This is a genomic window from Allocatelliglobosispora scoriae (assembly GCF_014204945.1).
GTDB lineage: Bacteria > Actinomycetota > Actinomycetes > Mycobacteriales > Micromonosporaceae > Allocatelliglobosispora > Allocatelliglobosispora scoriae.
This window is the reverse complement of record NZ_JACHMN010000002.1, coordinates 1,457,117-1,480,360: the sequence shown is the minus strand read 5'-3', so window position 1 is coordinate 1,480,360 and position 23,244 is coordinate 1,457,117. Positions and strand designations below refer to the sequence as shown.

The following is a 23,244-nucleotide window of genomic DNA, read 5'->3' as shown; positions in this document are numbered from 1 at the left end:
GGTGCCCGCCGGAGGCCTAGACCGGCGGGCACCGCCCTCGGTTACCCGAAGGAAGTCAACTATGCAGGACTTGGTGCTGGGGCTCGACGTCGGAGGCACGGCTTCCCGGGCGCTGGTGACGACGCTCGACGGGACCCCGGTCGGCAGCGGCGTCGCCGGGGCGGGCAACCCGGTCGGCGTACCCGTCGAGGTCGCCTGTGCGGAGGTCTCCACGGCGCTGGCGGCGGCGCTGCGCGGCCTGGACCCGGCGCGGATCGTCGCGGGGGTGCTCGGCATCGCCGGGACCAGTCGGTTCGGCGACCCGGCGGTGGCCGGCGCGTTCGACGCCGTGTGGCGCGCGGCCGGGCTGTCCTGCCCGGTGCGGCCGATCGGCGACGTGGTGGTCGCCTATGCGGCCGGCACCGACGAGGTGACCGGAACGGTTCTCATCTCCGGCACCGGCGCGATCGCCGCGCGGATCTCCGGCGAGACCATGCTGAGCAGCGCCGACGGGATGGGATGGCTGCTCGGCGACCTCGGTTCCGGGTTCTGGCTGGGGCGGACTGCCGCGACCGCGGTGGCTCGGGAGTTGCACGCGGGACGCGACGGCGCGCTGGTGCGGGCGCTGCTGAGCGTGTTGCCCGGCGGGAGTGCGGACGCCTTCGTGACCGCGGTGCACGAGCGGCCGCCCCGCGACCTCGCCAAGCTGGCACCGCTCGTGCTGGGCGCGGTCGCGGACGATCCGATCGCGGCCCGGATCGCGGACGAGGCGGCCGACCACCTGGTCGCGACGGCGGCCGAGGTGTGGCACCCGGGGGATCCGGTCGTGCTCGCGGGCAGCGTGCTCACCGGCGGACCGGTGCTGCGCGATCGGGTCCGGGAGCGGCTCGCCGACCGCCGGCCGGGAGTCGTGGTGCCGATCGCCGAGGCCGGGACCGTCGGTGCGGCGCGGCTCGCGGCCCGGGGAGTCCTGGCGGATTAGGTGCCCTCCGGCGCAGAGCGGCTGCGGGCAGCCCGGATCGTCGCCGCGGCGGTGCGCCTGGCCGCGGGTGCGATGAACCAGCCGACCACGACGGCGATCGCGGCGAGCAGCCAGTTCAACGGCCGCCACTCGACGGCGTCGACGACGCGCTGCCCGGCCGGACCGCGCAGGAACTCGGGCCGGACCAGCACCGACGCCTTGCCGCTGTCGTCCACCGGGACGAGGACCGGCGCGCCGTCGGGATCGGCGGCCGGCGAACCGATGAGGTGGCCCGGCGGTGCGGTGACCCGCAGCGTGGAGCTGCCGCGTGCCAGCATCCGCGCGGAGTAGGTCTCGGGACGGCCGCCGACCGTGACGGCCAGCAGGCCCGGCGACACATCGATCTCCACGGGTGTCGTCACGAGGGAGCCCGGGTCGGCGGGGAAACCGCGCGTGCGATGGTAGACGGCCGCCCCGTCGCGGGTGCCCGCCGCGACCCAACCGGACCCGGCGGCCGGGGACAGGATCAGCTCATCGGCCGTCACCGGCCACGCGGGGTCGTGCCGCAGGTTCTTCAGCCTGACCAGCTCCCGGTCGGCGAGGTCCGCCGCCAGCAGCAGCGTCTCGTCGACGACGACGGAGTCCGCGTGGACGACGGCGACCCCGTGGTATTCGACGGCGAGCTCGTCCCAGTCGACTCCCGGCGCGACCGCCGGCCCAGGCGCCGAGAAGAGGACGGCGCTGCCGAGCAGCAGCAGGACGATGACCAGGCCCGGCCGCCAGATCGACGGGTAGGGGGCGAGGAGCACCGCTACCGGAACCCCGACGAGCAGCCCGACCGTGGCCAGGCCGAGGCCGATCACGATCGGGATCAGAAACGGCCGTGTCGGCAGGGTGAGCTGGCTCGCCACCCCGACGGCGACCAGCGCGACGGCGAGCGCCCGCGCCGGGATCGACGATCGTGGCCCACCGTCCGTTCTGGAATTCCGCCCCGTGGAAGTCACGGGAGCATCATGGACCGGATTCACGCGCTCGCGGGTCGGCCGAAGCGGCCGCACTGTGCTCCGGCAGGCTGATCCACACCGCGTGTACGCCGCCAGATCGACGATCCACCCAGGTCAGCGTGGTTTGATCGAGGGGTGAACAGAGCGCAGCTCGTCCATATCCTGGCCGTTCGACTCGGCGGGGAGCGGAGAGCCGCGGCCGCCGTCGACGCCGTCCTGGCGGAGATCCAGGCCGCCGTCGCCCGGGGCGATCGGGTGCTGCTCATGGGTTTCGGCGTTTTCGAGCGGCGCGTCCGCCCCGCCCGCACGGTACGCAATCCGCGCACCGGTGGCGTGCACCGGGTTCCGCAGGCGGTCGTCCCGGTCTTCCGGCCCGGGGCCGGTTTCCGCCAGTCGGTGCGGACCGGGGTCGCCCCGGCCCGGCGCGGACCCACCGGCCGGTCCAACATGGAGGTCGCGCTGGGCCACCTCGGCTCGGCCGGCTACCGGCTCACCTCGGCCTCGCTGCGCAACCTCGCGATGATCGTCGATCGGGGTGAGCAGGCGCTCGCCGCCCGGCGTACGGCGGCGATCGAGGCTCGTCGCAACCTGGTCGTGCTGCTGGACCGGGCGATGCACCTCGCCGCCGAGCGGGGCCGCACGACGGTCGACGACCGGATGCTGCGGGCGGCGCTGCGCGGCCTGTGCCCGCTGCCGCCGTGGTGCCGCGATGGCTGAGCAGACCGGCACGGCCGAGCGAGAGCGAGACGGGACGGCGGAGCGCAGGGGTACGCGTGCCTTCGACGTCGCGGCGGATGTGGCGAAGCACCTCGTCACGCTCTCGGCTGCGATCGTCGCGCTGACCATCACCTTCTCCACCGAGATCCTCGCGGGGCAGGTCAGCGATGCGGAGCGGCTGATCGCGGGGGTGGCCTGGGGGCTCTACTTCATCTCGATCCTCGGCGGGGTGTGGTTGCTCTACGCCGTGTCGGGCTCGGTCGACGCGATCGAGCGCGGGACGAGCCGGTCGATCTATGACGCGAACACCGCGATCCCGATGGGCGTCCAGCAGGTGTCGTTCGTGCTGGCACTGCTGGCGACGGTCCTGTTCGGCTTCGTCAGCATCTAACCGCCCAAGATCGCCGCAACTCTTCAAGAGTTGGTCCTAACGGGGTTTTAGGACCAACTCTTGAAGAGTTGCGGCGATCTTGGGGGTGCGCAGGGGTTCGGGAACGGGCTGCGTCAGGGGAGGCGGCCCAGCGCGGCTGCGGCGAGGCCGCTCGTCGCCGTCTCGGCTTCCGTGCCGTTGCCGAGGCCGTTGACGAAGATCATCAACACCGTGTCGCCCTTGAGCATGTGCAGGTAGCCCGCCTCGCGTACCGCCGCGTCGCCGAGGCCGGGCACCTCCTTGCTCGCCGCGCCCAACCCGTCGCGTACCTGGTCGTAGACACCCCGGCCGCCGCCGACGACCCCGATCGTGACCAGCCGCTTCGTCTCGGGAGAGCCGAATGCGCAGCTCCGCTGGCCGGGCAGGCCGCCGGGCTGGGCCACCCCGTCGCCGACCTTGGCACCCAGCGCCTTGGTGACCTCGTCCGGCGTGACCAGCTTGCACGGATCGATGCTGCTGTCGGCGGGCCCGCCCGAGGGCGGCGTCGGCGGGACGAGCTTGTCGTCCTCGGCCGAGCACGCCGCGAGGGCGACGGTGGCGGCCAACGTCAGGATGAGGCTCAGGCGGCGGAGACCGATCACGGGTTGTGCTCCCTCTCGAGTGGGCCCAGGGTTGCTGGTTGGGCCACAGCATCGCCGGTTTGGCGCCGCGCCGCAACGCCTCGCGCCGCAACGCCTCACGTCACGTCACGGGCAGGTGTAGTCGATGCGCAGCTCCGCCGGGTGGGCCCGGGTCGGGTGCTCGCTCGACGCGAACGTCACCGGCGCTGCCTGCTTGCCGATCAGCGTCAGGGCGAGCACGCCGTCGGCCGCCGCCAGCGGGAATCGCAGCGACTCCCAGCCGTCGGTCCCGGTGTCGCCGGTGTCGGCGAGCCACGTACCGGCCTTCTGCTGCGCGTTCCAGCCCACCGTCGACTGCTCCCACTTGCTGTTCGCGCGGTAGACGTCGACCGGTCCGCCGGCACCGAGCCGCCACAGCCGCAGCGTCGCCTGGCCGGGGCAGTTGCCGACACCGCCGCTCACCCGGAACCGCAGCAGGATGCGGCTCTGCCCGGCCACGTCGGTGGCGCAGACGGGCCCGCAGGAGACGAGGACCGCCGGGTCGCCGGGGCCGTCCGGCCGGGCCCGCTCGATGGTCGCGTCGTCGGTCAGCTCCGCGATCACGGTCCCGGCCGCGGGCCCGTGCCGGGTGCTCGCGCCGGCATCGGGCTTGCGGTCCGCCGTCGCCGACCGGTTCAGGACGAACACCACGATGAGTACGCCCACCAGCCCCGCCGCCCCCGCGAGCACCCACCGCCGCACCCGCCGCCCGTCAGCCTCCCCGTCACCCTCCCCGTCACGTTCTGCAGCAAACGGTGGCCTCGACGGCCTGTCGACAGGCCGCTCTGCTGCAAAACGTGACGGCGGCGTACCCGGCGCGAGGTCTTGGGTGTGGTGGTTCGGCGTGGCGTTCGCGGCGGCGAGGCGGCGGCGGGCGGTGACCCAGGTGTCGACCTCGTCCGGGGTGCAGCCGCAGGCCCGGGCCATCGCGGCGGCGAGCTCCTCGCGGGGCAGCGTCTCCCGCGAGAGCATCGTGATCACCGTGGACCGGGGCAGCACGTCGCCGTTGGCGGCGGCCCGCTTCTCCATCGCCCGGTAGGACAGCCCGCTCCACTGCCGCAGAGCCCGCAGGGCGGCGACGTAATCGGCCGCGGAGGTCGCCCCCGCGGCCGATGGCCGATCGTCGTTCGTCACGCCGCCTCGCCTCCCCGTCGTCTGACGGGGTAACCATAAACGGCGGTGTCAGTTCGCCGCAGTCGAGGCGAGGGTGCTGAGCTTCTCCATGTACATCTGCGTCTGCGGCTCGTTCGGGTAGCGCTGCTGCAGCAGTTCGCGCAGTTCCTGGGAGCACATGACGAGCGACGGGATCGACTGCCGATCGGCGCTGAGCGCCTTGGTGCCGTGCTCGACGGCCTTGTCGAGGTTGCCCTCGCGTCCGGCGATCACGCCGAGGGTGATCCGGGCCTCGGCGAGCCGCATCGGCCGCCGCTCGAAGCCGTCGAAGTCGGTGGAGGACTTGATCACCTCGTTGGCGTACATCCCGGCGAGGTTGTCGTCGCCGAGCAGCCGGTAGCAGTCCATGGCGTAGAAGTCGAACTTCGCCGGGTCGACGATGAAGTGGTGGTCCAGGTTGTCCGGGTAGGGCTGCTTCTCCAGCAGCGCCCGGCCCTGGTCGAGGGCCTCGGCGGCGTGCTTGCGGTTGCCGAGCCGGGCCCAGGCCTTGGCGCGCTGGGCGGCGAGCTGCACCGCGACGCTCTGGTTGGGCGCCACCGCCTCACCGGTCTCGGTCGCGGCGATGACACCCAGGTAGTCGCCGCGGGTCAGCGCGTACCAGGCGCGCATCTCGTGGGCCCACCCCTGGATCTGGGCGCTGCCCGACTCGAGTCCGAGCGAGAGCGCGGCCTGTCGGGTCGCCTCGGCCTGCTGGCGGCGGCCGAGGTCGTACTCCACGCAGCCCACGAGCAGGGCGACCCAGCCGGCGAGGTTGAGGACCTGCTGGTGCTGGGCGAGGGTGAGGCGCCGGTCGAGCAGGCTGGTGATGCGGTGCAGCCACGCCTGGCCGTCGCGGTGCAGCTGCTCGGCGGTGACGTGGGGGTAGTCGCAGCAGAGCCGGTCGACCGCGATGTGCAGCGCGTCGAGGGTGGACTGCGAGACGTCCGAGACGCGCAGCCGCGACACGATCTCCAGTGTGTCCAGGCCCGCGTCGGTGAGGAGCTCCGCGTCGGGGCTGCGCCGTACGACGTTCGGGAAGATCGCGGCGGTGACCGTACCGAAGGTCTTCGCGATCAGCGGCTTGTAGAAGCCGTCGGGCTCGGCGTCGCCGGCCTCCCACCGCTTCCAGTTCCGCAACAGGCTGCCGTCGCCCGCGAGCGGCTGCGTCGCGTTCGTTCGCAACGCGGCGACGGCGTTCGTCTGGGACCAGCCCCGTGCCGTGCGTTCCGCCTTGATTCTTTGCGCCCATGCGGGACGTTTGCTGCTGCCACGCACCAGATCACCCATAGGGAACACGGTAGCCCCAAGGGTGCCCTCATCATTACCAATAAATCGCCCCTATCGTGATGAAGCGACGAGAGGAGGGCACGAGCGAAGAAGGCCGATGCGACGATGATCGCTGAACCGTTCGGGGGAGCCGGGGGTGACACGTTAGGGGACACGGGACATGTCCCGAGGGAGACATCTGCCGTTGTTGTGCCGATTGTGAGGAAGCTGAGTCTGCTCCTGCCGTTTGCTGTCATCGGGACGTAGGCGGTAGGTACGGGCGCGCAGCGATCTGCGACCGCACTCGCACCCCTCGTTGTGCGCCCACCCGACACGGCTGGAGGATCAGGTGACCGCGCAGAAATACATGATTTCCTTGACCAGGGTGCGTCCGCTCGGGCCCAATGATCCACCTCGCAACGAACACGAGTTCCCCGAGGTGCGGTGCGAGATCATCGGGCCGGCCGACTACGACGCGGCGATGCGCATCTTCCGTGCTTACTGCAACCTCCCGATGGTGCGCAACGGGCGGCAGCGAGCCAAGATCGTCCCGGTTGCGGGAAGCGAAAATCCGGGACACTCCCGGCACTCGTCGGTGGCACTTCAAAACTCTCACGCATAGTGATGATGGCCGAAACGGTACGGGTAAGGACCGTGCCGTTTCGTGTCTTATCGCGTCTATTGAACTCCACCCAAGCCGCTCAAACATTCACACTAAGTGATCAACTAGAGCCGGGTCGCCTCTCGTCGGGCGGCCCGGCTTATTGCTTTTGGCGGCTTTGAGGGTGTCTGGCGATATTTTCCAGCGGCATGTCGGATGAAATCTGCTTGCGGCGACAGAAGTTTTGCCCAAATCGAAAAAACTTTGAAGTTATATCTAGAAAGTTTTGCTGATCCGGATTTAATATGGCCGACACGTCGATGACATGGGAGGCCCAGTGCGAACGGGTATTTGGCTGGTGGGCGCCCGTGGGTCGGTCGCCGTGACCACAATGGTGGGTGCCCTCGCGATTCGCGCCTCGCTCGCCGAACCGCTGGGCTGTGTCACCGATCTCCCTCCGCTGCGCGACGCGGCTCTGCCGGGCTGGACCGATCTCGTCTTCGGCGGCCACGACATCTCGATGCTGCGTCTGTGCAAGAAGGCCCATTCCCTCGTCGGCGCCGGCGTGCTCCCCGCGCCGATCGTGGAGGCCGTCGCCGGCGAGTTAGACCAGATAGAGCGGCACCTGCGCCCCGCACCGGCCGGGCGCAACCAGGCCGAGACCATCCAGCAGACCGTGGCCGACCTGCGGGCGTTCCGCGAGCAGCACGACCTGGAGCGGGTCGTCGTCGTCAACGTCTCCTCGACCGAGCCGCTGATCGTCGCACACCCCGCGCACGAGAGCCTCGCCGCGCTCGACGCCGCGCTGCCCGTCGCGGACGTGCTGCCCGCCAGCTCGCTCTACGCCTACGCCGCCTTCACCGCCGGGTGCTCCTTCGTGGACTTCACGCCGTCGACCGGTGCCCGGCTGCCCGCCCTCGCCGAGCTGGCCCGGCGCGTGGGCACGCCCTTCGCGGGCAGCGACGGCAAGACCGGCGAGACGCTGCTCAAGTCGGTGCTGGCGCCGATGTTCGCGATGCGCAACCTCCGGGTCCGCTCCTGGTCCGGGCTCAACCTGCTCGGCGGCGGCGACGGCGCCAACCTCGCCCAGCCCGAGGCGAACGCCGCCAAGGTCGCGAGCAAGCAGCGGGTGCTCAAGGAGACCCTCGGCTACGAGCCGGAGGGGCAGACGCGGATCGACTACGTGCCCGACATCGGTGATCTGAAGACCGCCTGGGACCTGATCACCTTCTCCGGCTTCCTCGGCAGCCGGATGCGGCTCGAGTTCACCTGGCACGGCTGCGACTCGGCGCTCGCCGCCCCGCTCGTGCTGGACCTGGCCCGGCTCACCGCGGGCGCGCACGAGCAGGGCACGGCCGGACCGATGCCGCAGCTCGCCTTCTTCTTCAAGGACCCGATCGGCGAGGTCTCGCACTCGCTCGCCGACCAGTGGCACGACCTCGTCGACTGGGTCACGGGGTGGACCGATGATCCTTCGTGACCTGATCGAGCTGGTCCGGGCGCCCGCCGCGCTCTCCGTACCCGGTGACGCGGTCGCCGGTGCCGCCGCCGCGGACTGCCTCGACGGGCGGACCGCCGGGATCGCCGCCGCCTCCGTCTGCCTCTACTGGGCGGGGATGGCCGCCAACGACTGGTCCGACCGGGAGCTCGACGCCGTGGAGCGACCCGAACGCCCCATCCCGTCGGGCCGGATCTCGCCCGGGCAGGCGCTCGCGGTGGCGGGCGGCCTCACCGCCGCGGGCCTGGCGATCGCCGGTGCCGCCGGTGGGCGCCGCACCCTGGCGACGGCGGGCCTGCTGGTCGGCGCGATCTGGACCTATGACGTGAAGCTGAAGAACAGCCCGGCCGGGCCCGCCGGGATGGCCGTCTGCCGGGGGCTCGACGTGCTGCTCGGCGCGAGCACCGGCTCGATGCGCCGGGCCCTGCGGCCGGCGGCGGTCGTCGCCGCGCACACCTACGCCGTGACCGCGCTCTCGCGCCGCGAGGTCTCCGGCGCCGACCGGGCCCTGCCGCTCGGCACCCTCGCCGCGACCGCCGTCGTCGCGACGGCCGCCGCCCGGCGCCCGCCGAACAACACCAACTCTTCAAGAGTTGCGGCGATCGAGGGCGGGCCCGGCGGACGCGCGACCACGGCGACCACGGTGACCGGCGGGTGGTCCGGTGCCGTGCGGGACGCGGCGAGTGGGCTGGTGGGGCTGGTGCTCGCGGGGCTCTACGCGCAGAAGTTCGGCCGGGCACAGCGCGCGGTGCTGCGCGACCCGGCGGCCGGCAACGTCCGGGCCGCCGTGGGCGCCGGGATCATGTCGCTCCCGTCGTTGCAGGGTGCGCTCGCGGCCCAGCACGGCAGCCCGGTGGCGGGCGCGGCGGTCGCCGTCATGGCGCCGCTCGGCAGGCGACTAGTGAAGGCGGTGTCACCGACATGAGCCTGCGATTCGGTTACGGCACGAACGGCTTCGCCAACCATCGGCTCGGCGACGCGCTCGCCGTCATCGCCGACCTCGGCTACACCGGGGTGGCGCTGACGCTGGACCACGCCCACCTCGATCCCTACGCACCCGACCTGCCCCGACGGGTCGAAGCGCTCGCGGCGGAGCTGCAGCGGCGCGGGCTCGGCGTCGTCATCGAGACCGGCGCGCGCTACCTGCTCGATCCCCGGCGCAAGCACGCCCCGACTCTGCTCGACGACGAGGCCGCGGTCCGGGTCGAGTTCCTGCGGCGGGCCGTCGACATCGCCGCCGACCTGGGCGCGGAGGCCGTCTCGTTCTGGGCCGGAGTGCCCGGTGCGACCGGCGCCGACCACTGGGACCGGCTCGTGCGCGGGTGCGCCCAGGTGGTCGAGCACGCCGAGAGCAAGGGCGTCCTGCTCGGTTTCGAACCGGAGCCCGGCATGCTCGTCGAGACGATCGAGCAGTGGTTCGACCTGCGCGGCCGGCTCGGCGAACCCGAACCGTTCCAGCTCACCCTCGACATCGGACACTGCCGGGCGATCGAGCCGCACGGCGTCGCGGAGTGCGTCCGCATCGCCGGTCCGCACCTGGTCAACGTACAGATCGACGACATGTGCCGGGGGGTGCACGAGCACCTGGAGTTCGGCGCGGGGGAGATCGACTTCCCGCCGGTGCTCGCCGCGCTGCGCGAGGTCGGCTACACCGGGCTCGTCGCGGTCGAGCTGCCCCGCCACTCGCACGCCGCGCCCGCCGTCGCGGCGCGCTCACTGTCGTTCCTCCAGGCTGCGCAGTGGCTCGGCGACGCGGAGGAGTCGCTCGCCGCCGAGCCCGAGCAGATCAGCAAGATCTTCCCGTCGGTACGCCGGAAGCTGGGCCGCGACGCCGCCGACGCCGGTCGGGTGCGCCTGCTGCGGTCCCTCCCCGAACCGGCGGCCCATGTCGCGAAGCTCTACCGCGACGGCGACAACGACGAGAAGCGTGCCGTTCTGCTCGCGCTGCCTGTCGTGGACCCCGCGGGCGAGCACGCCGACCTGCTGCGCGACGCCCTGCGCAGCAATGATTCGCGGCTGGTGGCGGCGGCCCTGGGGCCCTACGCGGAGCACCTGGGTGACGACGAGTGGCGCCATGGCGTACTCAAATCGGTTTTCATGGGCTTGTCCCTCGCCGGGGTGCACGGCCTCGACGCGCGGGCGGACGCGGAGCTGGCGCGGATGCTCGCGGCCCTGCGGACCGAGCGCGAGGCAGCGGGGCGGGCCTTCCCCCAAGACGCCTGCGATCTGCTGGAGAGGCTCACCTGATGCGAATCTTCGACCCGCACATCCACATGACCTCGCGGACCACCGACGACTACGAGCGGATGGCCGCCGCCGGGGTCACCGCCCTGGTCGAACCGGCCTTCTGGCTGGGGCAGCCGCGCACGACCGTGGGATCGTTCACCGACTACTTCGACGCGCTGATCGGGTGGGAGCCGTTCCGGGCCTCGCAGTACGGCATCGCGCACCACTGCACGATCGCGCTCAACCCCAAGGAGGCGAACGACCCGCGCTGCGTGGAGGTCCTCGCCGAGCTGCCGCGATACCTCGCGAAGGACCGGGTCGTGGCGGTGGGGGAGATCGGCTACGACTCGATGACGCCGGCCGAGGACGAGGCGTTCGCCGCCCAGCTCGCGCTCGCGGTCGAGCACGAACTGCCCGCGCTGGTGCACACGCCGCACCGCGACAAGCTGCTCGGCGCCCGGCGCAGCCTGGGTGTCGTGAAGGAGTCGGGCATCGATCCCGGCTTCGTCACGCTGGACCACCTCAACGAGGTCACGGTGCCGGAGGTGATCGGCAGCGGCTGCTGGATGGGCTTCTCGATCTACCCCGACACGAAGATGACGCCGGACCGGATGGTCTCGATCCTGCGGGAATTCGGGCTGGAGCGGATGCTCGTCAACTCGGCCGCCGACTGGGGGAAGTCGGATCCGCTGCTCACCGCCCGCACCGGTGAGGCGATGCTCGCGGCGGGCTTCTCCGACGACGACGTGGACCGGGTGCTGTGGCGCAATCCCGTGGAGTTCTACGGGCAGTCGGGCCGCCTGGACCTCGGCTCATCCGACGTGGAAGCCACCTTCGCGGGCAACTCCATCCTCCGCGGGGGGTCGTGATGCGCCTGACGCATCCGGGCGGCTCCACGGTGCACCTCGCCTACTGCACCAACGTGCACGCCGCCGAGGACCTGGCCGGGGTAGTCGGGCAGCTGGATCGCTTCGCGGTGCCCGTACGCGAGGAGTTGGGTGTCGACCTGCTCGGTCTGGGGTTGTGGCTCGCCGAGCCGGTCGCGTCGGCGCTCGCCGCCGACCGTGGCCTGCGGCTCGGCCTGCGGCGCGAGCTCGCCGCGCGCGGGCTGGAGGCGGTGACCCTCAACGGCTTCCCCTACCAGGCTTTTCAGGCACCGGTGGTGAAGCACGATGTCTACTACCCGGACTGGACGGACCGGCGGCGGCTGCGCTACACCCTCGAACTCGCCGCGATCCTCGCCGACCTGCTCCCCGACGGCGCCGAGCGCGGGTCGATCTCGACCCTGCCGCTCGCCTGGCGCGAGCCCTGGACCAGCGACAACGCCGACTCCGCCCGCAAGCTGCTCAGCGAGCTCTCCGGCGGCCTCGCCGGTTACGGCGGCCGGATCCGGGTCGCCTTCGAACCCGAGCCCGGCTGCGTCGTCGAGACCACCACCCAGGCCGTCACCGCACTCTCCGACGTGGACACCGACTACCTCGGCGTCTGTCTCGACCTCGCCCACCTCGCCTGCGCGTGGGAGGACCCGGCGCAGGCCGTGGCGCGCCTCGACGCGGCGGGCATCCCCATCGTCAAGGTCCAGGTCTCGGCCGCGCTGGAGATCGCCGACCCGGCCGCGAACCTCGACACCCTCGCCGAGTACGCCGAACCGCGCTTCCTGCACCAGACGCGCTCCGCCGCCGGAGCCGCCTTCGACGACCTGCCCGAAGCCCTCGCCAGCGGCGCACCCGGCCCGTGGCGGATCCACTTCCACGCACCCCTGCACGCCGCGCCCCTGCCGCCGCTGACCACCAGCGTCCCCGTGCTCCGCCAGGCCCTCGCCGTGTTGATGGAGTCGCCGGCGTGTGATCACCTGGAGGTCGAGACCTACACCTGGGGTGTGCTGCCCGACGCCGCCCGCCCGGTCGACGACGCGGGCCTGGCCAGGGGAATCGCCGCCGAACTCGCCTTCGCCCGCGACGAACTGCACGCCCTTGGAGTCTCGTGATGCCCACCCCGCTGCTCGTCCTCGATGTCGTCGGCCTCACCGCCGACCTGCTCACCCACATGCCCCGGCTGCGCGCCGCCTGCGGCCACGACGCCCGGCTCGACCCGGTGCTCCCCGCCGTCACCTGCAGCGTCCAGGCGACCCTGCTCACCGGGGCCCTCCCCACCGAGCACGGCATCGTCGGCAACGGGTGGTATTTCCGCGATCTCGGCGAGGTCATGCTCTGGCGCCAGCACCACGCGCTGATGGGCGGCGAGAAGGTCTGGCAGGCGGCCCGCGCCGCGCACCCCGGCTACACGGTGGCGAACATCTGCTGGTGGTACGCGATGGGCGCCGACGTCGACTGGACGATCACGCCCCGGCCGATCTACCGCGCGGACGGGCGCAAGGACCCCGACTGCTACACCTTCCCACCGGAGCTGCACGACGAGCTGCCCGAGTTCCCGCTCTTCAGCTACTGGGGCCCCGGTGCCGGGATCGTCTCGTCGGCGTGGATCTGCAAGGCCGCCGAGCACGTCATGGCGACCCGCAACCCCGACCTGACCCTCGTCTACGTCCCGCACCTCGACTATGACCTGCAGCGCTTCGGCCCGTCGTCGCCGCAGGCGATCGCGGCGGCGGTGGAGCTCGACGCGGTCCTCGGCCCGCTGCTCGACGCCGGTGCCGCCCGGGGCGCGTCGATCGTGGCACTGTCCGAATACGCCATCACCGAGGTCAGCAAGCCCGTGCACGTCAACCGGCTGCTGCGCTCGGCCGGCCTGCTCAACGTGCACACCCAGGACGGCATGGAGTACCTCGACCCCTGGACATCGCGTGCCTTCGCCGTCGCCGACCACCAGGTGGCCCACGTCTACGTACGCGACCCCGCCGACATCGCCGCGGTCGCGAAGCTCCTCGCCGACCTGCCCGGGGTCGCGGAGGTTCTCGACACCGTCGGCAAGGCCGAGTACGGCCTCGGCCACGAACGCGCCGGTGAGCTGGTGGTCGTCGCGGACCCGGACGCCTGGTTCACGTACTACTACTGGCTCGACGATGCGCACGCGCCGGACTTCGCGACCCATGTGGAGATCCACCGCAAACCCGGCTACGACCCCGCTGAGCTGCTCTTCGACCCGGCCGGACCGGGTGCCGCGAAGGCCCGGGCGGGCAAGGCGTTGCTGAAGAAGAAGCTCGGTATGCGCTACCGGATGAACGTGATCGGCCTCGATGCCGGTGCCGACGCTGTGCGAGGCTCGCACGGGCGGCTGCCGGACGGGGAGCGCGACTCGCCGGTGCTGCTCTCGTCGGCCGCGCTCGACACCGACCGGCTCGCCGCCACCGATGTGAAAGCCCTGCTGCTGCGCCTGGCGGGGCTGGAGTCGTGACCGCCCCGCCGCTCCTCGCCACCGAGGGCGGTCCCGCCGGTCGTCGCTCCGTCGCCGACGCGCCGCCCGGGGTCGGTGTGCGGTCCGCCGCGGTAGAGGAGGTCTTCATGACAGCGCCGCCGGGGCGGGTCTCGGCCACAGCGTTGCCGGGGCGGGTCGACGCGGCACTCGCGGGCTTCCTGTCGCAGCAGGCCGCGACCTGGTCCGGGCCCGACCGCCGGTCCACGTTCACCGCGGTGCGCAGCTTCGTCCTCAGCGGCGGAAAGCGCCTGCGGCCGGCCTTCTGCTACTGGGGCTGGCGTGGTGCGGTCGACCCGGACACGGCCGCCCCGCAGGCCGAACGGGTGGCGATCATCGCGGGTGCGGCCCTGGAGCTCTTCCACTGCTTCGCCCTCATCCACGACGACATCATCGACGGCAGCAGTCTGCGGCGTGGTGAGCCGTCCCTGCACGAGGTGTTCGCCGCCGCGCACACCGCCCATGGCTGGCGCGGCGACCCCGTCGACTACGGCCGAGGCGCAGCCCTGCTCTGCGGCGACCTCTGCGCGGTCTGGGCCGACCAGCTCTTCGGCCGCTGCGGCGCCCCGCCCCACCTGCTGCGCCAGGCCCAGGAACTCTTCGCCGTCACGCGGGCCGAGGCGATCGCGGGGGAGCACCTCGACACGCTCGCCCAGGCGGTCGGCGGGTTCGGATCGGTGCAGCGGGCGCTGGAGGTGGCCCGGCTGAAGACCGCCCGCTACTCGATCGTCCGGCCGCTGCAGCTCGGCGCGATCCTGGCCGGGGGGTCACCGGCTCTTCTCGACGCGTACGCCACCGTCGGCGACCCGCTCGGCGAAGCCTTCCAGCTCCGCGACGACGTACTCGGCGTCTTCGGCGACCCCGCCGTGACCGGCAAGTCCACTCTGGACGATCTGCGGGTCGGCAAGGCGACGGTGCTGCTGGCGCTCGCCTTCGCCCAGGCGACGCCGGTGTGGCGGCGGGCGTTGGTGGAGCTCGTCGGCGATCCGGAGCTCGACGAGGACGGCGCGGACATGATCAAGTCGATCATGGTGGACTGCGGTGCGCTGGCGGCGACGGAATCGCGGATCAGCCTCGGCCACGAACAGGCTCTGGCGGCGATCGCCGGGCTCCCGGTCCCGGCCGAGGTGGCGGCGGCGTTGAGCTCGCTGGCCAACCTGGCGGTGTCCCGCTCCAGCTAGCCTGCGGTCGGTCACGGTTTGCAGCAAAGCGTGGCCATTTCGCGTCGCGAGGCCACGCTTTGCTGCAAACCGTGACGAGGATGCGCAGGGTCCGTCAGCTCACCCGCTCTCCCCCAACTCTTCAAGAGTTGGTCCTATCCGTGGCGCAGCGTGCCTCACGATCGCCGCAATTCTTGAAGAGTTGGTGTCATCGGGGTGTCCTGTGCTCTTCCGTGGCTTGGTGATCGCACCTTCTTTGGGGAAGAAGGGCTGATCAAGCGCCATGATCGCACCGTTTTCCCCACAGAAGGTGCGATCACCGGGTGGGGAGGTGTCGGGTGGGCGTGCCGTGATCTCCACGGGGTACGAGTTCCTCCCGGGCACGTTGTCGCCACTGTCTGCGCTGCTGCCGTGCGGTGATCGCGGACCTTGGCGCTGCGGGCTCACCCGGGCATGTCCTCAACGCCATGATCCGCGATCACCACGCGGAGTATGCGTCAAGGAGAAGGTCCCGCCATGACACCAACTCTTCAAGAGTTGCGGCGATCTTGAGGCACGCTTCGAGCGCGAAGCCGCTGGGCGACGCGAGCGACGCGGTGGGCGCGAGCGACGCGGTGGGCGCGAGCGACGCGGTGGGGGTGGGCAGCGCGGCGCGCGGTGCGTCCGCGGCTCGCGGTGGGGCCGCGGCGCGGCGCGCGGTGTGGGCCGGCGCACGGTGTGGGCGCCACGGGCGGTGTCGGCGAAACGGTTAGGACCAACTCTTGAAGAGTTGGGGATCTGGGGCTACGGGAGCAGGAGGATGATGGTGAGGTGGCGGGGGCCGTGGACGCCTTCTACGCGATTGAGCTCGATATCGCTGGTCGCCGACGGGCCGGAGATCATCGTCAGCGGCCTGGTCGGATCCGTCAGCCGCGACAGCGCCTCGGGAATGCCGTAGACCACCTGGTCCACCCGCACCACGCAGATGTGCCGGTCCGGGACGAGGGTGAGTACTCGGCGGCCCTGGTCCGGACCCGCGTCGAGGATGATCGTCCCGGTGCGGGCGCAGGCGATCGCGCATCCCGTGACCACGACCGCCCCCGGTAGGTCGAGCTGTCCCGGCGTCAGACCGCCATCGTCGGTGAGCTGCGCCACGTCGGTCCCGCCGAGCCATGCCGACGGGAGGCCGGGCGGCACGACCACCACCGAGGCATCCGTGAGCAGCGACGCCAGCACCGTCGGCAGCGCGGCGGCGTCGCAGCGGCGGACGGTCGCGCGGTAGTCGAGGAGCCGATCGGTGAGCAGCTCGACCAGGTCGGTGCCGTCGGGTGCGGGCGGATCGTAGTCCCGCGACACGGTCACGGCGCCGCTCGGGCGGGCGGCCCGGAGCCGGGTCAGGACCTCGTCACGCGCGTTCACGGGACCACCATTCGCGGAAGGTCTCCCTCGCCGGCAGCGGCGTATCTCGGCTCGCCGACCAGCGGGTGAGCGGCCACGGCAGGTGCCGAACCGCGTCGGGGCGGCCGACGAGGCGCAGCGGCGCGGCGAAGCGGCGGGCGGCGCGGAGGGCGGCCGAGTAGCGCCGACGGTCGCGCAGCACCCAGGCGGCGGCGCGCATCGCGGCTCGTTCGGGCGTGGCACCGGCGGCGGCGACGATCTCCTGTCGCAGGTGGACGAGTACCTCGGGGATGTCGATGCGGACCGGGCACGCCTCGAAGCAGGCGCCGCAGAGGGTGGAGGCGAAGGGCAGCGTCGCATTGGCCCCGGCGCCGGAGAGCTGCGGGGACAGGATCGCGCCGATCGGTCCGGGATAGACCGAGCCGTATGCGTGCCCGCCGACACGCTCGTAGACGGGGCAGACGTTGAGGCAGGCCGAGCACCGGATGCAGCGCAGCGCCTGGCGGCCGACGGGGTCGGCGAGCACGTCGCTGCGGCCGTTGTCGACGAGGATGACGTGCACCTGCTGTGGCCCGTCGCCGGGGGTGACACCGGTCCACGCCGAGGTGTAGGGGTTCATCCGCTCGCCGGTCGACGATCGCGGCAGCAGTTGCAGGAACACGTCGAGGTCGCGGACCGTGGGCAGGATCTTCTCGACGCCGACGACGCTGATCAGCGTCTCGGGCAGGGTGAGGCACATCCGGCCGTTGCCCTCGGACTCGACCACGACCAGGGTACCGGTCTCGGCGATGGCGAAGTTGGCGCCGGAGATCGCGACCCGGGCCGAGAAAAAGCGCGCTCGCAGGTGCCGCCTGGCCGCCTCGGCGAGCGCGGCCGGGTCGTCGGTGAGCGCGTCGAGGTCGACGCCGGGCATCCGGCGGGCGAAGAGCTCCCGGATCTGGTGCCGGTTGTAGTGGATCGCGGGCACCAGGATGTGCGACGGGGTGTCACCCGCGAGCTGCACGATCAGCTCCGCGAGGTCGGTCTCGATCGGGGTGATGCCGACGGCTTCGAGCGCCTCGTTGAGGCCGATCTCCTGGGTCGCCATCGATTTGATCTTGACCACTTCGCGCGTACCCGTCGAAAGGGCCAGGTCCACGGCGATGCCGCAGGCCTCCGCGGCGTCGCGGGCCCAGTGAACCGTGGCTCCCGCCGCCGTGGCGGCGGCCTCGAACTCCACCAGGAGTTCGGGCAGGCGCGCGAGCACGTCGTCCTTGATCGCGGCACCGGCGAGCCGCAGCCGCTCCCACTCGGGCAGCTCGGCGACGGTGCGCAGGCGCTTGTCGCGGATGGTGTGGGTGGCTCGGCGCAGGTTGTCGCGGAGCTGGGAGTCGGCGAGCTTGGGCTTCGCCGCGGTCGGGAAGGGCAGCGCCGCGACGATGTTGCCGGTGCCGGTCACGAGTCCTCCTTCGTCGCGGCGAGGATCTCCGCATAGTGGATCGCTCGCGGGCCGTCGCGCCTGCTCAGGCCGCCGCCGATGTGGGCGAGGCAGGAGTTGTCAGCGGCGGCGAGGAAGTCCGCGCCCGTGCCGCAGGCGGCGTCGCACTTGTCGGCGAGCATCGCCGCGGAGACGCCGGCGTTCTTGAGCGCGAAGGTGCCGCCGAAGCCGCAGCACTCGTCGGCGCCGGGCAGTTCGGTCAGCTCGATGCCGCCGACCGCGCGCAGCAGCCGCTCCGGCTTGTCGCCCAGGTGCAGCATGCGCAGCCCGTGGCAGGTCGGGTGATAGGTGACCCGGTGCGGGAAGTGCGCGCCCACGTCGGTCACGCCGAGCACGTCGACGAGCAACTCGGAGAGTTCGAAAACCCGCGGTGCGACAGCCGCGACCTGCGCCGCGAGGCCGTGATCGCCTGCGGCGAGCCGGGGGTACGCCTCCCGCACCATCGCCGTGCACGACCCGGACGGCGTCACGATCGCGTCGTAGCCGGCGAAGGTGTCGACGAACCGGCGGACCAGGGGCATCGCCTCGGCCCGGTAGCCGCTGTTGGCGTGGGCCTGGCCGCAGCAGGTCTGCTCCGGGGGGAAGTCGACGGTGTGGCCGAGGCGTTCGAGGATGCGCACGACGGCTCGTCCGGTGCCGGGGAAGACCAGGTCGTTGACGCAGGTGATGAAGAGCGCGATCCGCACGGCGTTCCTCCCGGTCGACGATCCTATAGGATTTATCACCCTACGGTGATCGCCCGTCGACCGCAACCGTCGGGCGCTGCTGGCCCGGTCCGCGAGCTCGGCGACCGCCCGCCCTCACCGCCCGGCGGACATCGTCGCCGGTGTCCGCCGCGCCCGCTGTTCCAGCAGCGCTGCTGTCGTGGTGTCGGGGTGCCACTTGTCGGCGAGCGCCTTGCACTTGCGTGCCGGCGTGAAGCCGTTGTGGCTCTTCGGAATGCTCGCCGGAGAAGGCAATCGTGGCCAGACAGGTGCCTCGCCGCTTGAACGAAGATCGATCAGCGGCAGACCCTACCGGCGGTGGACCCTGTGTCGTAGCCTCGGAGTTCGACTGTTGGGTCGGCCAGACTCAGAGCAAGACCACGCCGCCTGAGTGCGACGAGCGCTCGCGAATCTGACTGGTCTATTCATTGCGATCTTCATGGGTCGCGGGTCGTTTGATGAAACAGTGCTGGTAGCGCGGTTCCCTCTCGGTCCACGATCTTAGGACTTCTCACTGTGCGGGTGATCGTTCCTCGGCCGCGACCATCAGGCGCGGCTTGCCCTGTCCGCAAGCTCCACGACGGCCGCCCGCGCAACTCGGCGGACATCGGCGTCGACATCCTCCGCCGCGCACCGGTCCAGTAGCGCGGACGTCTCGGCATCATGGTGCCAGTTGTCGGCGAGTGCCTGCACCGCCTCCATCCGCACACCGGGATCGGCGTCCTCCACCAGCCTTGTCGCGACGAGCGGCAGGGTGCCGCTGTCGGCGTACCAGCCGCTGATGATGGCGTGGATCAGCAGAATGCGTACGCGGGGGTGCGGGTCGCGGGCGACCCGCACCCGCAGCAGCCGCAGCGTCTCGCCGTCGTGCCACCCGGCGGCGATTGCCTCCACCGCCGCGAGCCGCACCTCCTCGCGCTGGTCGGCGGTCACCCGGGTACGCAGCAGCGGCAGCGTGCCCGGGTCGTCGTGCCAGCCGTCCGCGATCGCGCGCACCGCGGCCCGGCGGACGAATTCGTGCGGGTCACCGTGGGCGCGCTCGTGCAGCAGCGGCAGGGTCGCCGCCTCGTCGTGCCAGCCCGCGGCGATCGCGGGCACGGCGGCGCGGCGGACGTACTGGTGCTGGTCCCGGCGGGCTCGGTCGACCAGAAGCGGCAGGGTGCCGTCGTTGTCGTGCCAGCCGGCCGCCACCGCCTCCATCGCCGTGTGCCGGACCCGTTCCGAGAGGTCGTCGGTCGCCCGCTGGCGCAGCAGCGGCAGGGTGTCGGGGTCGCCCGGCCAGCCGACCGCGATCGCCCGGACCGCCGCGTCGCGGACATCCTCGTGGTGGTCCGCGACGGTGCGTCCGCGCAGCCACGGCAGCGTGTCGGTGTCGTCGCTCCACCCGGTCGCGAGGGCCCGGACGATGGTCTGGCGCACCTTGGACGAGGGATCCTCGACGCCCCGGACATGCAACCAGAGCTCGGTGTCCGGGTTGTCGTGCCAGCCGGCGACGATCATCTGGATGGCGGTGGAACGGACGTCGCCGCTGCGTTCGCCTGCGGAGGTGGCCCGGGTACGCAGCCACCCCAGCGTGTCGGGATCCTCGCGCCAGTAGGTGCCGATCGCACTGACGGCCGCCTGGCGAACGCCGTCACTGGTGTCGGTCATGGCCCGTTCGCGCAGCACCGGCAGCAGCTCCGGACGGCCGTGCCACCCGCGCGCCATCGCCTGCACGGCGGCCTGGCGTACGTCGGGGCTGCTGTCGGCACCGGTCCGGGCGAGCAGCATCGGCAGCGTGCCCGGGTCCTCGCGCCACCCGTCCGCGATCGCGCGTACCGCCACCTGCCGGATCCCCTCCTGCTGATCGTCGGTGGCGAGGCTGTGCAGCAGCGGCAGGGAGTCCCGGTCCTGCGGCCACCCCGTGGCAAGGGCCTTCACCGCGAGCTGGCGTACGTCGGTGCTGGTGTCGTTGGCGATCCGGTCGCGCAGCAGCAACCGGGTCTGCGGATCGGCGGGCCGCAGCGCCACGATGGACTGCACGGCAGCCCGCCGGACGTCGTCGTGCTCCGCCGCAGCCGCCACCTGTCGCAGCAGCGGCAGGGTCCCCGGGTCGTACGGCCAGCCGTCGGCGATCGCCCGGACCACGGTCGCGCGGATCTCCCTGTGGGTCTCCGCGATGCTGAACTCGTGCAGCAGGGCGAGCGCGCCGGGCCGGTCGGTCCGCCCGTCCGCGATCGCCCGCACGGCTGCGGTGCGGACGGAGAGGTGCTGGTCGTTCGTGGCGAGGTCGCGGAGCAGCGCCAGCGTCTCGGGGTCACCGGGCCGGGCTCGCTCGGCCTCGCGCATCGCTCTCAGCCGCACCTCGTGGTCGGCGTCGGTCGCCGCTCGCTCGCGGATGAGCGACATCACGTCGGCGTCGGCGTGCCACGCCTGAGCGAGGGCGGAGACCGCTGCCATCCGCTGGAAGGCGCTCCAGCCGTGCGAGGCCTGCGTGCGGAGGAAGGCGAGGAGTTCCTCGCTGTCGCTGAGCAGGATGACGGCGAGGCGGGCGGCGATGTCGCCGGTCACCTCGTCGTCGGTCTCGATGAGGCCGTTCCCCGTATACCAGGCCAGGTACCGCTCGCGCCCCGGCCACGGTGTGATCCCGGCGAAGACCGGCAGCACCGATCTCTCGATCTCCCGGTTGAGGGCGTCGTTGTACGCCCGCGTGACACGCCGGTGCGCGACGGGCAGCATCCGGATCACCTCGTCGATGGCGAGCTCGCACGCCTCGGCGAGAAGACTGACGCTGTGCACCTCGCCGATGCACCTGATCGCGAGCAGCAGGTGGTGCGGCTCGACCAGGTTGCTGGCCGCCCAGTGGGGGTCGGCACCGAGCATCCGGATGACCGCCCGGTTGACGAACCGTCCGTCCAGCATCCCGGCGGTGAGCAGCAGGACCTCGTGCCAGGCCGGGTCGCGCCAGCGCTGGCCGAAGATGCCGTCGATGAGCTCGGTGTCGGTGATGCTGTGGGTGAAGTTGAACCGCTGCTCGATGTCGTACGCGGCGAGGTACTCCAGGAACGACCGGTGCACGAAGCCGTAGACATCGTTACCGAAGTTGCTCAGGATGAAGTTGCGCTTGCGGAACTGCTGCACGATCGTGTCGGCCGCACGGCGGGCCTGTGCCGGCAGGAGTCTGCCCCAGTCGCGCTGCTCCAGATAGCCCGCGAACAGGTGCTGCAGCTCGCCACCGGAGATGAAGTTGCCGGACAGTCCGGCCGGGCTGTCCTGCATGGCGCGAGCCACCAGGCGCAGCATCGCCATCTTGTCGCGTGCGTTGATGTAGTGCGTGTCCGTTCCCGACTCCGCCGTGGGCAGGAACTTGCGCGGATCCCACTGCTCGACCAGTACGGTGACGGCCTGGGCGTAGACGCTGACGCGGTCGCCGGGAGGCTGGCGGCGACGGCCGATGATCGCCAGGATCGTGAGGAGCATGGGGTTGCCCGCGAGCTCTCCGATCGCCGGTGTCCTGCTGATCGCAGTCATCAGGCGGCGGCCGAGATTGACCGCCTCGGCAGGGTTGTCCGGGTACGCGATGCGGTACCACTGGTCCACGAAGGTGGCGATCTGCGCGCGATCGAGATCCTGCAGCTGATGGCGGCGGAAGCCCTCGGCCTCCAGCACGTTCTTCTGATAGTCGATGGTCCGCGATGTGACGATGATCCGGACGGCCGGGTAGCGGGCGGCGATGTTGGCGATGTGCTTGGCCATCTGGTCCCGCGCCTGTGCGTCGAAGATCTCGTCAAGACCGTCGAAGATCATGACGATCCTGCCGTCGCCGTCGAGGTGCTCGTTCAGCAGTTCTGGCGGCGGTGCGATGCCCTGACGAAGGTGCAGATGGCTGAGGAAGTCGATGAAATTGCCCCCGTGCAGGGCGTACTCCCGTAGCTCGATGATGACCGGCAGCCATCCGGCCAGGGGCTCCAGTGCGCCCCTCACCTCGACCGCGCTCAGCGAATAGGCGATGTACCGGGCCAGCGTGGACTTGCCCGATCCGGGATCGCCCAGCAGGACGAGCCTGGCCCCCTCCTCCCCGGCGATCAGCGGGAGCACGGGCATCGACGGCTGCTGCTGGTAGCTCTCGCGGATGCGGTTGAGCATGGTCCGGGTGATGCCGTCCGGCAGGTCGCGCGCCTCGGCCAGTCCATTGTCGATGAGTCGCTGCACGAGTTCCCGTGGCAATTCCATCGGCCGCGGCCCCGCCTTGACGACCTGCCCGACGAATATGTCGCTGAGCGGGACGGCCGGGAATTCGTCCTGCTGGGACATCGGCGTCAGGATTTCCATGTCGACGCTGCGGTAACGCTTGCGAATACGGCTCAAGTAGCGGCTGCGAGTGGTCCCCAGGTCGTCGCCGACAATCGGATCTTCCTCGGTGACCGGTAGGTCGATCTCGGGCTGGATCACCGATGGGGTGATCTTTGTCGGCGGGGGTTGCTCCCTGGTCAACTGTCCGGCCGCCCATGCCGCCATGGGCAGGCTCAGCACACCGGCGACGGCGGCGGCGATCTGGGAGGCGAGCTCGCCGTCGATGCGGAAGGCGAACTGCAGCACCATCCAGGTCGTGGCGAGCGTCCCACCGACCACCAGGCAGGCGAGGATCCAACGCTTCGCGGACGACATCCATGCACCACCTGGAGACAGCGGACACTACCGACCCATGGAATCACATGGTATCCACATCATTCGATCTTGATTTC

Annotated in this window: 20 protein-coding genes; 11 read left to right on the top strand and 9 right to left on the bottom strand. The window is 71.4% G+C overall.

From position 1 onward, the window contains the following. Positions 1-61: 61 nt before the first annotated feature. Positions 62-961, top strand: a complete 900-nt coding sequence (locus tag F4553_RS12305; protein ID WP_184835541.1) for an N-acetylglucosamine kinase — start codon at positions 62-64, stop codon at positions 959-961. On the opposite strand, the gene F4553_RS12300 is transcribed toward F4553_RS12305, so the two are convergent. After that, entirely contained in the window at positions 958-1,944 is a 987-nt protein-coding gene (locus F4553_RS12300) for a hypothetical protein (protein WP_184835539.1), read from the bottom strand. The two genes, F4553_RS12305 and F4553_RS12300, sit on opposite strands and share 4 nt — an antisense overlap. Positions 1,945-2,079: 135 nt before the next feature. On the opposite strand from F4553_RS12300, the gene F4553_RS12295 reads away from it, so the two are divergent. Further along, positions 2,080-2,661: an HU family DNA-binding protein gene (locus tag F4553_RS12295; protein WP_184835537.1), complete on the top strand. Its 582-nt coding sequence runs from the start codon at positions 2,080-2,082 to the stop codon at positions 2,659-2,661. Further along, positions 2,654-3,052 carry a hypothetical protein gene (locus tag F4553_RS12290; protein ID WP_184835535.1) on the top strand — a complete coding sequence of 133 codons (399 nt, stop codon included), beginning with the start codon at positions 2,654-2,656 and terminating at the stop codon, positions 3,050-3,052. Before F4553_RS12295 ends, F4553_RS12290 begins: the two co-directional genes overlap by 8 nt. Before the next feature lie 113 nt (positions 3,053-3,165). On the opposite strand, the gene F4553_RS12285 is transcribed toward F4553_RS12290, so the two are convergent. From F4553_RS12285 to F4553_RS12275, 3 genes are all read right to left on the bottom strand, one after another. After that, on the bottom strand, positions 3,166-3,672 hold the full coding sequence (locus F4553_RS12285; RefSeq protein WP_184835533.1) for a DUF3558 domain-containing protein: 507 nt from the start codon (positions 3,670-3,672) through the stop codon (positions 3,166-3,168). Positions 3,673-3,777: 105 nt separating this feature from the next. After that, entirely contained in the window at positions 3,778-4,824 is a 1,047-nt protein-coding gene (locus tag F4553_RS12280; RefSeq protein WP_184835531.1) for a helix-turn-helix domain-containing protein, read from the bottom strand. A 48-nt stretch (positions 4,825-4,872) separates the two neighbouring features. After that, positions 4,873-6,129, bottom strand: coding sequence for an NsdA family TPR-like regulatory protein (locus F4553_RS12275; RefSeq protein ID WP_184835529.1), 1,257 nt, complete (start codon positions 6,127-6,129; stop codon positions 4,873-4,875). A 328-nt stretch (positions 6,130-6,457) separates the two neighbouring features. On the opposite strand from F4553_RS12275, the gene F4553_RS12270 reads away from it, so the two are divergent. From F4553_RS12270 to F4553_RS12235, 8 genes are all read left to right on the top strand, one after another. Next, positions 6,458-6,730, top strand: a complete 273-nt coding sequence (locus F4553_RS12270; RefSeq protein WP_184835527.1) for a hypothetical protein — start codon at positions 6,458-6,460, stop codon at positions 6,728-6,730. A 316-nt stretch (positions 6,731-7,046) separates the two neighbouring features. Then, positions 7,047-8,189, top strand: coding sequence for an inositol-3-phosphate synthase (locus F4553_RS12265; protein ID WP_184835525.1), 1,143 nt, complete (start codon positions 7,047-7,049; stop codon positions 8,187-8,189). Beyond that, positions 8,176-9,132, top strand: coding sequence for an SCO3242 family prenyltransferase (locus tag F4553_RS12260; protein WP_184835523.1), 957 nt, complete (start codon positions 8,176-8,178; stop codon positions 9,130-9,132). The genes F4553_RS12265 and F4553_RS12260 overlap by 14 nt, the downstream gene beginning before the upstream one ends. Continuing rightward, a complete protein-coding gene (locus F4553_RS40935; RefSeq protein WP_184835521.1) occupies positions 9,129-10,454 on the top strand; it encodes an EboA domain-containing protein in 1,326 nt (441 codons plus the stop codon). The genes F4553_RS12260 and F4553_RS40935 overlap by 4 nt, the downstream gene beginning before the upstream one ends. Next, entirely contained in the window at positions 10,454-11,302 is an 849-nt protein-coding gene (locus F4553_RS12250; RefSeq protein WP_184835519.1) for a TatD family hydrolase, read from the top strand. The genes F4553_RS40935 and F4553_RS12250 overlap by 1 nt, the downstream gene beginning before the upstream one ends. Further along, the gene (gene eboE, locus F4553_RS12245; RefSeq protein ID WP_184835517.1) at positions 11,302-12,420 is read left to right on the top strand and encodes a metabolite traffic protein EboE; all 1,119 of its coding nucleotides are present in this window, start codon (positions 11,302-11,304) and stop codon (positions 12,418-12,420) included. Before F4553_RS12250 ends, eboE begins: the two co-directional genes overlap by 1 nt. Further along, entirely contained in the window at positions 12,420-13,784 is a 1,365-nt protein-coding gene (locus tag F4553_RS12240) for an alkaline phosphatase family protein (RefSeq protein ID WP_184835515.1), read from the top strand. Before eboE ends, F4553_RS12240 begins: the two co-directional genes overlap by 1 nt. After that, positions 13,781-14,983 (top strand): polyprenyl synthetase family protein, encoded by a 1,203-nt coding sequence (locus F4553_RS12235; protein WP_312875176.1) that lies wholly within the window; start codon positions 13,781-13,783, stop codon positions 14,981-14,983. Before F4553_RS12240 ends, F4553_RS12235 begins: the two co-directional genes overlap by 4 nt. A 762-nt stretch (positions 14,984-15,745) precedes the next feature. Here the strand turns inward: F4553_RS12235 and F4553_RS12230 are convergent. From F4553_RS12230 to F4553_RS12210, 5 genes are all read right to left on the bottom strand, one after another. Further along, on the bottom strand, positions 15,746-16,360 hold the full coding sequence (locus F4553_RS12230; RefSeq protein WP_184835513.1) for a LutC/YkgG family protein: 615 nt from the start codon (positions 16,358-16,360) through the stop codon (positions 15,746-15,748). After that, entirely contained in the window at positions 16,347-17,777 is a 1,431-nt protein-coding gene (locus F4553_RS12225; RefSeq protein ID WP_184835511.1) for a lactate utilization protein B, read from the bottom strand. Before F4553_RS12225 ends, F4553_RS12230 begins: the two co-directional genes overlap by 14 nt. Beyond that, entirely contained in the window at positions 17,774-18,502 is a 729-nt protein-coding gene (locus F4553_RS12220) for a (Fe-S)-binding protein (protein ID WP_184835509.1), read from the bottom strand. The genes F4553_RS12225 and F4553_RS12220 overlap by 4 nt, the downstream gene beginning before the upstream one ends. A gap of 114 nt (positions 18,503-18,616) precedes the next feature. Then, entirely contained in the window at positions 18,617-18,775 is a 159-nt protein-coding gene (locus tag F4553_RS12215; protein WP_184835508.1) for a hypothetical protein, read from the bottom strand. A gap of 291 nt (positions 18,776-19,066) precedes the next feature. Then, the gene (locus F4553_RS12210) at positions 19,067-23,167 is read right to left on the bottom strand and encodes a HEAT repeat domain-containing protein (protein ID WP_184835507.1); all 4,101 of its coding nucleotides are present in this window, start codon (positions 23,165-23,167) and stop codon (positions 19,067-19,069) included. Positions 23,168-23,244: the final 77 nt, after the last annotated feature.

What these genes read in the sequence shown, in the direction of transcription:
- F4553_RS12305 (WP_184835541.1), top strand. Translation starts at nt 62, where the DNA reads ATGCAGGACTTGGTGCTGGGGCTCGACGTCGGAGGCACGGCTTCCCGG.
- F4553_RS12290 (WP_184835535.1), top strand. Translation starts at nt 2,654, where the DNA reads ATGGCTGAGCAGACCGGCACGGCCGAGCGAGAGCGAGACGGGACGGCG.
- F4553_RS12275 (WP_184835529.1), bottom strand. Translation starts at nt 6,129, where the DNA reads ATGGGTGATCTGGTGCGTGGCAGCAGCAAACGTCCCGCATGGGCGCAA.
- F4553_RS12260 (WP_184835523.1), top strand. Translation starts at nt 8,176, where the DNA reads ATGATCCTTCGTGACCTGATCGAGCTGGTCCGGGCGCCCGCCGCGCTC.
- F4553_RS40935 (WP_184835521.1), top strand. Translation starts at nt 9,129, where the DNA reads ATGAGCCTGCGATTCGGTTACGGCACGAACGGCTTCGCCAACCATCGG.
- F4553_RS12250 (WP_184835519.1), top strand. Translation starts at nt 10,454, where the DNA reads ATGCGAATCTTCGACCCGCACATCCACATGACCTCGCGGACCACCGAC.
- eboE (WP_184835517.1), top strand. Translation starts at nt 11,302, where the DNA reads ATGCGCCTGACGCATCCGGGCGGCTCCACGGTGCACCTCGCCTACTGC.
- F4553_RS12240 (WP_184835515.1), top strand. Translation starts at nt 12,420, where the DNA reads ATGCCCACCCCGCTGCTCGTCCTCGATGTCGTCGGCCTCACCGCCGAC.
- F4553_RS12210 (WP_184835507.1), bottom strand. Translation starts at nt 23,167, where the DNA reads ATGTCGTCCGCGAAGCGTTGGATCCTCGCCTGCCTGGTGGTCGGTGGG.